The organism is Citrobacter sp. Igbk 16 (genome assembly GCF_028069755.1).
Classification (GTDB): domain Bacteria; phylum Pseudomonadota; class Gammaproteobacteria; order Enterobacterales; family Enterobacteriaceae; genus Citrobacter.
The window spans coordinates 1-13,604 of sequence record NZ_JANEWJ010000038.1; the positions used below are offsets into that span (position 1 = coordinate 1).

At 53.1% G+C, this 13,604-nt stretch carries 16 protein-coding genes; 4 read left to right on the forward strand and 12 right to left on the reverse strand.

Features of this window, described 5'->3' with window-relative positions; genetic code table 11:
- Window positions 1-161: 161 nt before the first annotated feature.
- On the reverse strand, window positions 162-593 hold the full coding sequence (locus NNO03_RS19720) for a carboxymuconolactone decarboxylase family protein (protein WP_271442295.1): 432 nt from the start codon (window positions 591-593) through the stop codon (window positions 162-164).
- A 90-nt stretch (window positions 594-683) separates the two neighbouring features.
- On the opposite strand from NNO03_RS19720, the gene NNO03_RS19725 reads away from it, so the two are divergent.
- Together NNO03_RS19725 and NNO03_RS19730 are read left to right on the forward strand one after the other, a co-directional pair.
- Window positions 684-2,018 carry a PLP-dependent aminotransferase family protein gene (locus NNO03_RS19725; protein ID WP_271450305.1) on the forward strand — a complete coding sequence of 445 codons (1,335 nt, stop codon included), beginning with the start codon at window positions 684-686 and terminating at the stop codon, window positions 2,016-2,018.
- Window positions 2,019-2,141: 123 nt separating this feature from the next.
- Window positions 2,142-2,492 carry a DUF2002 family protein gene (locus NNO03_RS19730; protein ID WP_005122944.1) on the forward strand — a complete coding sequence of 117 codons (351 nt, stop codon included), beginning with the start codon at window positions 2,142-2,144 and terminating at the stop codon, window positions 2,490-2,492.
- Window positions 2,493-2,529: 37 nt separating this feature from the next.
- On the opposite strand, the gene alaE is transcribed toward NNO03_RS19730, so the two are convergent.
- Window positions 2,530-2,979, reverse strand: coding sequence for an L-alanine exporter AlaE (alaE, locus tag NNO03_RS19735; protein ID WP_003037259.1), 450 nt, complete (start codon window positions 2,977-2,979; stop codon window positions 2,530-2,532).
- 556 nt (window positions 2,980-3,535) lie between these two features.
- Between alaE and stpA the strand changes: the two genes are divergently transcribed.
- Window positions 3,536-3,937, forward strand: coding sequence for a DNA-binding protein StpA (gene stpA, locus NNO03_RS19740; protein ID WP_271442297.1), 402 nt, complete (start codon window positions 3,536-3,538; stop codon window positions 3,935-3,937).
- Window positions 3,938-3,972: 35 nt separating this feature from the next.
- Here stpA and NNO03_RS19745 read toward each other — a convergent pair whose 3' ends face one another.
- The 3 genes from NNO03_RS19745 to NNO03_RS19755 all read right to left on the reverse strand — a co-directional run bounded on the left by NNO03_RS19745 (window position 3,973) and on the right by NNO03_RS19755 (window position 5,069).
- Window positions 3,973-4,152, reverse strand: a complete 180-nt coding sequence (locus NNO03_RS19745) for a hypothetical protein (RefSeq protein ID WP_137383543.1) — start codon at window positions 4,150-4,152, stop codon at window positions 3,973-3,975.
- A gap of 80 nt (window positions 4,153-4,232) precedes the next feature.
- Complete coding sequence (locus NNO03_RS19750; protein WP_271442298.1) at window positions 4,233-4,760, reverse strand: rhodanese family protein; 528 nt, start codon at window positions 4,758-4,760, stop codon at window positions 4,233-4,235.
- 9 nt (window positions 4,761-4,769) lie between these two features.
- A complete protein-coding gene (locus NNO03_RS19755) occupies window positions 4,770-5,069 on the reverse strand; it encodes a helix-turn-helix transcriptional regulator (protein ID WP_075847557.1) in 300 nt (99 codons plus the stop codon).
- Between the two features lie 174 nt (window positions 5,070-5,243).
- On the opposite strand from NNO03_RS19755, the gene NNO03_RS19760 reads away from it, so the two are divergent.
- Window positions 5,244-5,402 (forward strand): YqaE/Pmp3 family membrane protein, encoded by a 159-nt coding sequence (locus NNO03_RS19760; protein ID WP_006687217.1) that lies wholly within the window; start codon window positions 5,244-5,246, stop codon window positions 5,400-5,402.
- Here NNO03_RS19760 and csiR read toward each other — a convergent pair.
- The 7 genes from csiR to NNO03_RS19795 all read right to left on the reverse strand — a co-directional run bounded on the left by csiR (window position 5,399) and on the right by NNO03_RS19795 (window position 13,590).
- Window positions 5,399-6,091 (reverse strand): DNA-binding transcriptional regulator CsiR, encoded by a 693-nt coding sequence (gene csiR, locus NNO03_RS19765; RefSeq protein ID WP_271450306.1) that lies wholly within the window; start codon window positions 6,089-6,091, stop codon window positions 5,399-5,401. The two genes, NNO03_RS19760 and csiR, sit on opposite strands and share 4 nt — an antisense overlap.
- Window positions 6,092-6,136: 45 nt before the next feature.
- Window positions 6,137-7,537, reverse strand: coding sequence for a GABA permease (gene gabP, locus NNO03_RS19770; RefSeq protein WP_137383548.1), 1,401 nt, complete (start codon window positions 7,535-7,537; stop codon window positions 6,137-6,139).
- A gap of 144 nt (window positions 7,538-7,681) precedes the next feature.
- A complete protein-coding gene (gene gabT / locus NNO03_RS19775) occupies window positions 7,682-8,965 on the reverse strand; it encodes a 4-aminobutyrate--2-oxoglutarate transaminase (protein WP_271450307.1) in 1,284 nt (427 codons plus the stop codon).
- 25 nt (window positions 8,966-8,990) lie between these two features.
- Window positions 8,991-10,439, reverse strand: a complete 1,449-nt coding sequence (gene gabD / locus NNO03_RS19780) for an NADP-dependent succinate-semialdehyde dehydrogenase (RefSeq protein WP_271442302.1) — start codon at window positions 10,437-10,439, stop codon at window positions 8,991-8,993.
- 23 nt (window positions 10,440-10,462) lie between these two features.
- A complete protein-coding gene (gene lhgO / locus NNO03_RS19785; protein WP_271442303.1) occupies window positions 10,463-11,731 on the reverse strand; it encodes an L-2-hydroxyglutarate oxidase in 1,269 nt (422 codons plus the stop codon).
- Window positions 11,732-11,750: 19 nt separating this feature from the next.
- Window positions 11,751-12,728 carry a glutarate dioxygenase GlaH gene (glaH, locus tag NNO03_RS19790; protein WP_271450308.1) on the reverse strand — a complete coding sequence of 326 codons (978 nt, stop codon included), beginning with the start codon at window positions 12,726-12,728 and terminating at the stop codon, window positions 11,751-11,753.
- A 259-nt stretch (window positions 12,729-12,987) separates the two neighbouring features.
- The gene (locus NNO03_RS19795) at window positions 12,988-13,590 is read right to left on the reverse strand and encodes a short chain dehydrogenase (protein WP_271450309.1); all 603 of its coding nucleotides are present in this window, start codon (window positions 13,588-13,590) and stop codon (window positions 12,988-12,990) included.
- Window positions 13,591-13,604 lie beyond the last annotated feature (14 nt).

Sequence of the window (13,604 nt, forward strand, 5' to 3'; positions counted from 1 at the left end):
TAATGACATGCGTTTTCCAACGGCAAGGAGAGCGCATCGTAGGCCGGATAAGGCATTTATGCCGCCATCCGACGGCGCATAATGACATGCGTTTTCCAACGGCAAGGAGAGCGCATCGTAGGCCGGATAAGGCATTTATGCCGCCATCCGGCGGTGCGTAATTACATACGCATACCCACAGCCAGGCGGTTAAAGCAGTTCATCAGGCTGATTGCGAAGGTCAGGTCGCTTATTTCTTTGGCACTAAAATGGTCAAGCAGTGGCAGATAAACATCGTCTTCGGCATGGCTACTGGCGACATGAGTGACGGACTCGGCCCATGCCAGTGCCGCACGTTCTCGTTCGCTGAAATGGTGACTCACACGCCAACCCGCCAGCGCATCCAGACGGGCTTGCTCCACGCCAGCTTTGCGCAGCGCTTTGCTGTGCATTTCAAGGCAAAATGCGCAGCCGTTGATTTGTGAAACCCGCAGGTAAATCAGTTCTGTCAGCGTGGGTTCCAGTGCGCAGTTTTCCAACGCTTTGCTTGCCTGAACCAGGGCGCTATAGACTTCAGGACTGAGTTCGTAATAGGGCTGGCGTAACATTGTCATGGTATTGCTCCTCATTTGGATGACCTGCAATGTAGCACTATAATGGTCTGCTAAAGAGAGCCATATTTTTACTTAAAAAGCAGACCATAAATGCCGCGCTACCAGCAAATTGCCCGTCAGTTAAAAACCGCTATTGAGAAAGGCGATCTTAAGCCTGGCACAAGATTACCCTCCAGCCGAACCTGGTCCCAGGAATTGGGGGTTTCACGTTCGACGGTAGAAAACGCTTATGCTGAGCTGGTGGCGCAGGGCTGGCTTACGCGACGCGATCAGGCGGGAACCTTTGTCAGCGAGCAATTGCGACTGGAAACCTCGCCCGCAACCCCTACCGTATTCGCCGGAGAAAACGGCACACCACAGCTTTTTCAGATGGGATTGCCAGCGCTTGATCTTTTTCCGCGCGATATCTGGGCACGGGTCATGGGACGACGTTTGCGCACCCAAACACGTTTTGACCTCGCGGTGGGGGATGTTTGTGGTGAACTGCTGCTACGCCAGGCGATAGTTGATTACCTGCGAGTGTCACGCAGCATTGAATGTCTTCCGGAGCAGGTTTTTATTACGTCGGGTTATGCGGCATCAATGATGTTGATCCTGCGTGCGCTGGCTACACCCGGCGAGGGGATGTGGGTCGAAGATCCCGGTTTTCCATTGATTCGGCCCGTGGTCACCCAGGAACGCATTGAGCTGATGCCTGTTGCGGTTGATGCCGATGGCCTTGATGTCAGTGCCGGGATCCGTGACTACCCACAGGCGCGTTTTGCCTTGCTGACACCCGCACACCAAAGTCCGCTGGGCGTGGCGCTTTCTCTGGCCCGCCGTCACCAGTTGCTGGAATGGGCTGACCGCGCACAGGCGTGGGTAATCGAAGATGACTACGACAGTGAGTTTCGTTACCACGGCAAACCGTTACCGCCGCTTAAAAGTCTGGATGCGCCGCAGCGGGTGATTTATGCGGGCACGTTCAGTAAATCGTTATTTCCCGCTTTACGCACAGCCTGGCTGGTGGTTCCGCTGACTCAGGTCGCACATTTTCGCCAACAGGCAGCGCTAACGGCTTGCAGTGTGCCGGTTTTATGGCAACAAACGCTGGCCGATTTTATGCGCGACGGTCATTTCTGGCGGCACTTAAAACGGATGCGCCAGCATTATGCCCAACGGCGTCAATGGATGGAAAGCGCTCTGACAGAGCAGGGTTTTAGCGTGGTACCACAAGAGGGCGGGATCCAACTGGTGATCGCCGTGGCGGGGGATGACACTGCGTTAGTACGCAAAGCGAATCAGGTCGGGTTGGCGGTTCAGGCCTTAAGCCGATGGCGCATCACCTCAGCAGGTAAGGGGGGAATATTACTGTCATTCACCAATATCCGAACGGCGGAAATGGCGCAGCAGGCTGCATATCAACTCCGGTTGGCGCTGACATAAATTTGCGTTGTTCTTAAGATATTCATCTCACCGTCTGCACTCGTTTATGGACTTTTCTGAAAGCGTTGCTAATGCTGAATCAGGTAAGGTAAGCCCGCAGTAAAAGATAACGAGGAAAATAATATGTATTTACGACCTGATGAGGTGGCGCGCGTACTTGAAAAAGTGGGCTTTACCGTTGATGTAGTCACACAGAAAACATACGGTTATCGACGTGGCGAGAATTATGTATACGTAAACCGTGAAGCGCGGATGGGGCGTACCGCATTGGTTATTCATCCCACGCTAAAAGAGCGTAGTTCTTCACTGGCAGAACCAGCCACGGATATTAAAACCTGCGATCACTATCAGCAATTCCCGCTTTATTTAGCCGGCGATACTCATGAACATTATGGTATTCCACACGGCTTTAGCTCGCGTATCGCGCTGGAACGTTATTTGAATGGGTTGTTTGGCGACGTGAGTTCAAACTGATAACGCGACTGGCGGTGCCAGTCGCGATGAGATGTTTTTACGCTTTAGCCTGGTGGTAGCTGCTGACCTTAAACAGGCGGCGGCAATAATCAAGGAAGTAGCCATATACTGCACCCATCAGCATTGAGACCACGATGTTTGAACTTACCGCAGCCGTGATCTGGTGCCAGTCAGCGCCAACCGTCAGCAGAATAATCACATACACCGGTGACTGGAACGTGACATAGGCCAGCACATCCGCCAGATTTTTTGCCCATCCTGCCTGCGTAGCTTTGCGTGCCGCGCGCATAAACAAATCGCGGTACATACCGTATGGCCAGGCGATCAGGATGTTGACGGGGATGGCGACCAGTCTGGAATACAGTGACTGTTCGAAGCTCATTCCTGAAAGGAATATCTCGATCAACATGTTCACGACAGAACAATAAACAACCATCGCGAACGTGTCTGCTACAGCATGACGCAAGCGTGACTGCGGAGAGAACATGTTAATGCTCCTTGTAAAAAGGGGAAAAAAGGTTTTCAATACCTTTGTTGCTAGTGATTTGTCTTGTCGCTTTCGCGTTTTAATAGGATATCTGCCTACATAATAACTAGCAACTAGCTTAAAATTTTTATTTATTGCCTTTTTGTCGATAAAATGCTCTGTGATGGTTTGTTTTTTGTTCGTTTTGGCATTTTCGTTGTTATGCAAATTAAAATCATTAAAAATCAATAAGTTGTTTTGACTTGTTTTTCTGAACTTTTTGCGCTCCTTTTTGAATGTTGACGAATATTTCGCATATCTACCGCAACGCCTGTGCGATGCCTATATTGGTTTATCTGGTGCGGCAGTGAGATATCACGACGTCTATTTATTCTGGTTGCTGGCCGAATATAAAATATCGGTGACTAAAATTCATTGTATGACAAGGTAAATAATATTAGCGATTGTCGTTTTAATATCTTGCGACAAAAAAGAGACTGGAAAAAGAAAAAACACTCGCATACAATTTGTGTCGTAATACCAATTTTTGTTTTTGCGTTAAAGAGGTTTTATTAATATGAGTTCAATGTTAAAAAACTTAAATAATATTCGATCGCTACGTGCCATGGCGCGTGAATTATCCGTCGAGGTTCTGGACGATATGCTGGAAAAACTCCGGGTAGTCACCAAAGAACGACGTGACGAAGAAGAACAGCTGCAGCGCCAACGTGCAGAACAGCAGGAAAAAATTAATACACTGCTGGCGATGATGAAAGCTGATGGGATTGATCCTGAAGAACTGTTGAGCATGTCGGCGGCAATGTCGCGTTCGGTTAAAAAACGTCAACCACGTCCGGCGAAATATCGTTTTACGGATACCAATGGTGAAACAAAAACATGGACTGGACAAGGCCGCACGCCGAAGCCGATTGCGCAGGCACTGGCTGCCGGTAAATCTCTCGATGATTTTTTGATCTAATATCAATGCGGTGAGGGGAACCTCACCGCTTATTTTCAGCAGACGCCGAAATCGCCTTCTTCAGAATATCGCGTGACATCAGCAGTTTTTAGGGTGTATTTTTCGCCGCTTTCATTGCTGGCTTGTACAGCCACAATTTGTTCGTCTTTCACTTCGACAACTTTCAGTTTTGGTCCGCCCATACGCGGTTGCACCAGATCGCCAGGTTTAAACATATTGCGCTCCTTTCTTAATCACAAAGCCCACCATAGATCACGTCAATCGGCGGGTACAGCGCTGTTTCTTCTATTACCGCTTAATGAGTACGTCGGTTCCAGGGCATTTTGTCGAGCAGTCGCGCCATACCGCAGAAGCCAGTTACACCCGCAAGTACCAGCCCCGCACCAACAAAACCGCTGAGTAAGAAGAAGCCGCTGTTAACGGCATAACCGAGAATGACGCCAAGCAAGGCAAGACTGCCTGCGGCAATCTGCACCTGACGCATTAGCGGCAACGGTTGTGAGCTATCTTTTGCAACCAGGAGACCTGCCGCTTTCCAGCCGTCGATCCCGCCCTCAAGCAGCCAGACCTGTGCTGGCGCGGCGGCGGCATTCAATTTTGCCGCCGCGTTTTGTGTACGCTTGCCTGACTGGCAGTGAAAAATAATGCGCTCAGCCCGTAAGTTTGCGGGGAGTGAACCCTGCTCCAGGGTGGATAGCGGTGCCAGGTGCGCCTCGGGAATATGCTCGTACAGATACTCGTCAGCGTCGCGGATATCAATCAGTTTTGCGCCCTGAGCTAACAGCGTCTGCGCCTCGTGGGGGGAAATCATCCCAATGGTCATAGTGGTTCCTTATGGGCAATACAGTGTTTTTAATGTGGCGATCAGCGAGTTCACGGCCGCATTTTTAATGGAGTAAAGGATGCGCTGGGCATCACGCTGGCTGTCTATCAGCCCCTCTTCGCGCATTCTTGCCAGATGCTGCGAGGTGGCCGATGCACTAAGACCAGTAACGCGGGCTAACTCTCCCGCGCTGGTACCCGGTGAGCCACAAAGCATGCACAAAATCAGTAACCGTTTTGGATTACTCATCGCTTTGAGTAGGGCGGCAGCCTGTTCTGCGCTGGCCTGCAGTTGTTCGAGTTCAGTCATATATACTTTAGTGTTTTCTAAGTTAAGCTAATTCTAAAGTAAGTGAGCATCGTACGCCAGCGTAAAGAGCGTAAAGGAGGGTAAAACAGCAGGGGAAGCCAGGCAGAGTTGGATAAACTCACTAACCTTAGATTTCTAAGAAATGATTATTTTTTTTGCTTGTATGGAGTGTGTATGGGTTTCTGGAGAATCGTTTTTACTATTATTCTGCCTCCGCTTGGCGTGTTGCTGGGGAAAGGATTCGGCTGGGCATTTATCCTCAATATCGTTTTGACACTGTTGGGCTACATCCCAGGCCTTATCCATGCCTTCTGGGTCCAAACTCGCGACTAGGCTTTTCCCGTCAGCAGTTTGCCGGACATGGCTTGCTGAATAATGGGTATTGGCGTCAGCAGGTGCAGGCGCATTAACTCGCTGGCGCGGGCGGCATCGCGCGCCAGAATCGCTTCGGTAAGCGTTTGATGCTGATCGTGCTTATCTTCCAGCATCTCTACCGACAGCACCGTTTTACGCAACCAGATGAAACGGTATCGTGCCGCCAGAGAGAACAGCCGTTCACGCATTTGCAGCAGATATTGCGAACCACAGCCAGCAACAATCGCCGTGTGAAACGCCTGATGGCGCTGATCCCACTCATCAAGCATCTGCTCGCTGGCGTCAACGGCCTCCAGCTTGCTGAGCATATGCGCACGCGCCAGAATCTCGGCTTCCCAGGCGTCGTCGCCACGCGCGATAGCCAGACCCACCAGCATGGCTTCCATATTGGCGCGGGCATCGAAAATATCGAGTAACTCTTGCTCGGACATCGGCGCCACCCGATACCCTTTCTGATTGACCACCGTGACCAGTCGCTCTGCAACCAGTTGCGAAAGCGCTTCTCGCAGTGGCCCAACGCCCAGTTCATAACGTGAAGTCAGCAGGCTCATACGCAGTTTCTCATCAGGCTGATATATACCGCGGATGATATCGTTCTTCAGCCAGCGGTACCCATCAATGGCCGTCGGTTGGGAAATGGCGGTCATGGTCTTACTCCTGAATAAATGTCCCGGCCTGCGCCGGGATCAGATTTAATGCGTATTTTGCAACGGTGTTTTTTGCCACGATAGCAGTTTTTTCCAGCGTGACATAATGGGCACGGTGCAAATAATCCCGATGGCGAGTAGCCCGGTCGACACCACCTCCAGCTGTTGCGCCGGACGGAAGAGCATCACCACTAATACGAAGACAATAAAGGCGATCACCAGCCAGGTAAGCCATGGAAAGAGCCACATTCTCAGCTTAATTTCACCGCCCTGCGCCAGCAGGATCTTGCGCATCCGTAACTGAGAAATAGCAATCACCAGATAGACCAGCAGTGCGATGGCGCCGGAGCTGTCGATCAGAAACTTAAATACTTTGGCCGGCGCGTAATAGTTGACGATAACGGTGAGGAATGCCGCCCCGGTAGAGAGTAGTACTGCCACATACGGCGTTTTGCTGCGGTTTGTTTTACCCATAAATGCGGGGGCATCGCCACGACGGCTCAGGGAATAGAGCATACGGGATGACGTATATAGCGCGGAGTTCAGGCAACTGGTTACCGACAGCAAAATGACGCAATCCATGATCAGCTTTGCATGCGGAATATGCAGCAACTCCAGTACCGAGCGGTACGACCCAACCTCTTTCAGTCCCGGCATGTTCCACGGGATCAGCGCAACCACCACGAAAATGGAACACAGATAGAAAATAGAGATACGCCAGATAACCGAGTTTGTCGCCCGTACGATGTGTTTATCTGGGGTGTCGGATTCTGCGGCGGCAATGGTGACAATCTCCGCGCCCATAAAGGAAAACATGGTGATTAGCATCGCACTGAGTACTGCGCCAAAACCATTGGGCATAAAGCCGCCCTGATCCCACAGTCGTGAAACGCCGCCGACTTCCGCGTAGGGATAGAAGCCGCTAATCGCCGCTGCACCGAGGGCGATAAATGCCAGAATGGCAATCACTTTACACAGCGCCAGCCAGAATTCAAACTCGCCGTAATTTTTGACGCTCAGCAAATTACTGCCGGTTAATGCCAGGGTGATAACCAGGGAAAACAGCCAGATAGGCACTCCAGGGATCCATGAATGCAGGATGATGGCCGCAATGTTAGCTTCCAGCGGGATCACCAACACCCAGAACCACCAGTACAACCAACCGATGGTATAACCGGCCCATGGCCCGATAGCTTTATCGGCGTAGGTGGAGAAGGAACCTGTATCGGGTGTGGCAACGGCCATTTCGGCCAGCATGCGCATAATCATGACCACCAGTAACCCGGCGAACAGATATGCCAACAGCACCGCCGGACCGGCTTCGGCAATCGCGACGCTTGAGCCTACAAATAAACTGGCGCCGATAACCCCGGCAATGGACAACATGGTGACGTGGCGTGATTTCAGCCCGCCCCCTAAATCATGTGATTGTGACACTTGCCCCATCTTTAAACCTCGTTATTGTTATTGACGTCGCTTCCTGCACCTTACCCGTAGGCCCGGTAAGCGGAGCGCCACCGGGCATCACAATATTTCCGGAAGCGGCGCATGCGCTGCTTCCGGCCTACAATCCCCGTTCAGATACGGGGGTTACCCCTGCTTCGCCTCGGCAAAACACTGAGCAATAATGTCCAGACCCTGACGGATTTGAGCCTCTTCAATGGTGAGTGGAACAAGGATGCGCAGCACGTTGTAGTAAGGCCCGCAGGAGAGCAGGATCAACCCTTTATCACGCGCACGGGCCACCACTTCCGCGGTCAGTTTGGCATCGGGTCTGGTGTGGTCGCCATCTTCGAACAACTCGATGGCAATCATTGCGCCCAGCCCGCGTACATCGCCAATCTCGCGGTGCGTTTCCGCAATGGCCAGCAGACCATCGCGCAGGGTTTTGCCCAGGTCGTTCGCTTTTTGCAGCAGGTTTTCCTGCTCGAAAATGTTCAGCACAGCTAACGCGGCGGCACAGGCAATCGGGTTACCGGCATAGGTACCGCCCAGACCACCCGGTGGGACGGCGTCCATCACCTCAGCACGTCCGGTGACACCGGCCAGCGGGAAGCCACCGGCGATGGATTTTGCGAAGGTAGTCAGATCGGGGGCTACACCCATTTGCTCCATCGCAAACAGCGTACCGGTACGCCCTGCGCCGCTCTGCACTTCATCGGCAATCAACATGATCCCGTGTTCGTCACAAATGGCGCGCAGACGCTGCATAAAGGCCGGGGAGGCAGCGTAAAAACCACCTTCGCCTTGTACGGGCTCAATGACGATAGCGGCAATATCTTCCGGGGCCGCGTCGTTTTTGAAAATACGGTGGATGCTGGCAATCGCATCGTCATCGCTGATACCGTGCAGCGCGCAAGGGTACAGCGCACGATACACATGACCCGGCATCAGCCCCATGCCAGCAGAGTACGGGTTCACTTTCCCGGTTAATGAGAGGGTGTAGTGGGTACGGCCATGATAGGCACCGCTAAAGGCGATGGTCCCGGTACGTTTGGTGGCCGCGCGGGCGATTTTCACCGCATTTTCCACCGCTTCAGAGCCGGTGGTGACCAGCAGGGTTTTCTTGGCGAAATCACCCGGCACTTTCTTGTTCATAATCTCACACAGCTCGAGGTACGGCTCATAAGCCAGCACCTGGAAGCAGGTATGTGACAGTTTTTTCAACTGTGCTTCTACCGCAGAGACAATCTGCGGATGCAGGTGACCGGTATTCAACACCGCAATACCGCCAGCAAAATCGAGGAACTCACGGCCTTCAACGTCCCAAACCCGGCAGTTTTCTGCGCGTTCGGCAAAAATCGGGTGGATCTGTCCTACGCCACGAGGAACGGCGTTACTGCGACGTTGCATGAGTTCTTTATTGGTGCTCATCAGGTGTTCTCCAGTATTTATTTTATTAAAGGCCAATACACATATATTTGATTTCTAAGTAGTCTTCGATGCCGTACTTCGAACCTTCGCGGCCAAGACCGGAGGCTTTAATGCCGCCAAACGGGGCAACTTCATTTGATATGATGCCGGTATTAATGCCGACGATGCCGTACTCCAGCGCTTCGCCAACGCGGAATACCCGGCTTAAATCACGGGCGTAGAAGTAGGCCGCCAACCCAAACTCGGTGTCGTTGGCCTGGGCAATGACGTCAGCTTCATCTTTAAAGCGAAACAGCGGTGCCAGCGGGCCGAAGGTCTCTTCTTTGGCGACCTTCGCGTTATCAGGCACATCTACCAGAATAGTGGGCTGGAAGAAGTTTCCGCCCAGTGCGTGAGCCTTACCCCCCGCCACGATGCGTGCGCCTTTATCCAGCGCGTCGGCGATGTGTTCCTGCACTTTGGCGACGGCTTTTTCATCGATCAGCGGCCCGGTGGTGACGTCAGGTTGCAGACCGTCACCGAGGTGCAGCTTGCTCACCGCCTGCTGGAGCTTGTCGGCAAACTGCTCATACACGCCGTCCTGAACATACAGGCGGTTGGCGCAGACGCAGGTCTGCCCGGCATTACGAAACTTCGATGCCAGCGCACCTTCCACGGCTTTATCAAGGTCGGCATCGTCAAAGACGATAAACGGCGCATTGCCGCCCAGTTCGAGTGACACCTTCTTGATATCTTTGGCGCACTGCTGCATTAGCTGGCGTCCAATTTCAGTGGAGCCGGTAAACGACAGCTTGCGTACCAGTGGGTTGCCGGTCAGCTCATTACCAACAGCACTGGCTGAACCGGTCACGACGCTGAAAACACCTGCCGGGATGCCGGCGCGATTAGCCAGTTCTGCCAGCGCCAGCGCGGAGTACGGTGTCTGGCTGGCGGGTTTGAGCACCATCGTGCAGCCTGCCGCCAGCGCCGGACCGGCTTTACGGGTGATCATTGCGGAAGGGAAGTTCCACGGAGTGATAGCGGCGGTAACGCCGATCGGCTGTTTGATGACGATCAGACGCTTATCAGCTTGATGGCCGGGAATGGTGTCGCCGTAAATACGTTTGCCCTCTTCGGCAAACCACTCGATAAATGAGGCGGCATAAGTGATTTCGCCTTTGGCCTCAGCCAGCGGCTTACCCTGTTCCAGCGTCATCAGGCGGGCGAGATCGTCCTGGTGCTCAATCATCAGATTGAACCAGCGACGCAGGATATTGGCCCGCTCTTTCGCGGTCAGCGCTCGCCATGCGGGCAGGGCGCGATTCGCGGCCTCAATGGCTTCGCGGGTTTCATCCGCCCCCATTTTCGGTACGCTACCCAGTTGCTGACCATTCGCGGGGTTGGTCACCGCGATGGTCTCGCCGCTGTTGGCGTCACGCCAGTGTCCGTCGATCAGTGCCTGCTGGCGAAACAAGGTGGGATCGTTAAGTTGCATGATTGCTTCCTGTCTTAAAAAGGTTAACGGGTGAACGCGGCGTGTAATGTCTCCACGCTACGTGCCGCACGCAGCGTGCGTCCGGGATTACTCTGGTTCTCCAGAAGGGCGTGAACTTTGCTGACGATATGCGCGCCGATCGGGAGAGCTGACGTTGCCGCGGGAGACGGGGCGTTACAGGTGTGAATCGAACGCGGCGTGGTGACAAACAGGAAATCGTCAATCAGCTTGCCGTCCGGTGACACCGCCTGTGCCCGCACACCTGCAGGCCACGGCTGCAGATCTTTCTGCGTCAGGCTCGGGCAATACTTTTGCACCAGCCGCAAATATCCGCTTTTGCACAGTGAGTTTTTCATTTCACCAAGCCCGGAACGCAGGTTGTTTTGCAGCACGCGGCGGATGCCGGAAGAGCCGAGGATCTCCAGCGTATCGCTAAGCGAGAAGTCGCGTTTACGGTAGCCTTCGCGTTTAAATGCCAGCACGGCGTTCGGACCCACCGTAACGCTGCCGTCTATCATGCGGGTGAGATGCACACCGAGGAATGGCATCGCCGGGTCGGGGATCGGGTAGATCAGATGATTGACTATCTGGTTATGTTCTGACGCCAGGCGGAAGTATTCGCCGCGGAACGGGCAGATGATGAATCCGGGCTCGATGCCAAGCATTTTCACCAGCCGATCGGCCATCAGGCCGGAACAGGTAATCAGGCTCGAACCCTCATACTCCTGACCCTGACGGGTCTGCACGATAACGCCGGTGGCGTGTTCCTTTAACGCGCTGACCTCCGCGTTGTAAATAATCTCACCACCTTTGGCCTGGAAAATCTTCGCCATCGCAGCGGTGACTTCGCGGTAGCTGACTATTCCGCTCGACGGGACAAAAATACCGCCCAGTCCAGTGATGTTCGGCTCACGCTCACGCAGTTCTTCGGCGTTTAACCACTCGCGCTCTAAACCGTTAGCGGCAGTGCGATCCCATAAGGCACGCATCCGCTCCATTTCCAGCGCCGAGGTGGCAACCAGCATTTTTCCGCAAACGTCATAGCGGATGCCGTTTTGGTCGCAAAAGGCTTTGGTGGCGCGATTTCCGGCCAGGCAAAACTGCGCCTTCAGGCTACCGGGGGTGTAATAGACCCCGGCATGAATCACGCCGCTGTTGTGGCCCGTCTGGTGGCAGGCTGGACCGGACTCTTTCTCCAGTAACGCAATTCTGGCATCCGGGTAGACATCGATCAGCTGCATGGCAGTCGACATGCCGATAATGCCGCCGCCAATAATCACAAAATCATACATCCGCTATTTTCCTTCGCGCTTACTGGTGGGTCTGGTAATGGTGGGTGGCATAGGCGAAATAGCCACGCTGACGCATCAGTTCGCGACGCAGGTCAGGATGCGAGGTGAAGCGGTCGCGACCGTGCAGCCAGAACAGGTTGTTGATCAGCAAGAATTTACCGACCGATACCGGAACGGAAAGAATGTTCTTGCTGGTTTCCAGCGCATCAGACAGGTCGCTCAGCCAGACGCCTTCTTCATAGTCTTTTGGCTGGACGAACTGGTCGATGTAGCGCATGACCGGACGGCCCTGCTGGTCAACGTCAAACACCGGATGGAATACGTCCTGGCTAACATTTTTGCTTGGCGGTGCGGCAAAGCGCATGGCACGGCGTGCCAGCGGGTGGGTAAAATACTGATCCAGATGTTCCCAGTCATCGAGATGGAGCAGCAGCGAGTTACCGCCAGTCATGTTCTGCTCATCTATCTTCATCATCAGTACATAGTCGGTGATTTCTTCGAGGTAGGTACCGTCGTTATGTAGCTCCATGACACGGTGCGGCTGACGAAGATAGCTATCTGAGTTATCGACGTTTTTCACCACGAAGCGCGCATAGTACTGACCGCTCATTGCATCAAAATTTGAGCGTCCGATAAGATGCGCGACGGCTGTTGCCAGTTTGACCATCTCTTCTGCCTGTGCCACGTCATCAACGCCCACGGCATTGATCAGCAGTGCGCCTTCAGCACGATCCAGCAAGGTTTTTAGTAGCAGAGGCTGCAACTGATTGCCGCACAGGGCGTCGAGGATCTGACCCACTTTGAAACGCAAGAAAGATTTGTATTCCAGGGCCTGTACCGGCCACTGCGCGACGGCTTGCAGAAATTGCTCCGTTGTCTCAGCACAGAAAGTCAGCTCCAGTAAGCGTGGCGACTGGGCTGATGGTTTCAGTGTGAAGCCGCTGTAGTGTTGGGCTGGATCTTCAGCGTTCGGTTGTACGGCAGTCAGTGCGTTCATCAGAATCGATCCTCTCAGTAGATTGTCAGGGAGACATGGCGATGCTCGTTTCGTAGCCATAAATTAAAAATATCTACATTTTTGAAAAACGCGCACAGAATGCGCTTTTTGTTTATTATTTGTGATCAAAAGCAACAAGTATTTAACATTATAAAGGGTGAGGTTAAATGAAAAACGCGGGAGATAAACAGGGGAATGTTATTTAAAAACAGATGATTAATAGTACTGCCGCTGCTGGGGCACAGCGGCAGTAAAAATGTTAGTAACCGACTTTATAAATACGTCCGGTTTGAATGCCTTCCACGCTGCGGCGGTAAGCATTGGCCACGGTTGCCGCAGGCACGCTTTCAAAACCAGGGAAGAATCCATCGTAGGCTTCAGCAGATTCACTCAATACGGTCGGGCTAATCAGGTTAATGCGCAAGCCGCGTCCTAACTCGCAGGCTGCTGCGCGCACAAATCCTTCCAGCCCGGCATTTATGGTCGCCGCATTTGCCCCCTGGGCAATGGGTTCATGGGCGATAATGCCGCTGATAAGCGTAATGGAACCGCCATCATTCAGGTAATGTTGTCCGGTTAAAGCCAGACGCACCTGGCCTAACAACTTATCCTGCAGACCCTGATTAAATTCACTGTCGGTCATCGTCGATAGCGGGCCAAAGAACAGATTGCCGGTGGCGGAAACAATCGCATCCACGCGCCCTGTTTGTTCAAATAGCGCCTGAACGCTCTCTTGTGAGGTGATATCGACCTGGTAATCACCCTGCGTGCGGCCCACGCGGATCACCTCATGTTTACGGCTCAACGTCTCTGTGACTGCACGACCGACTGTACCGCTGGCACCAATAATGACGATTTTCATAACCACCTCCGCAA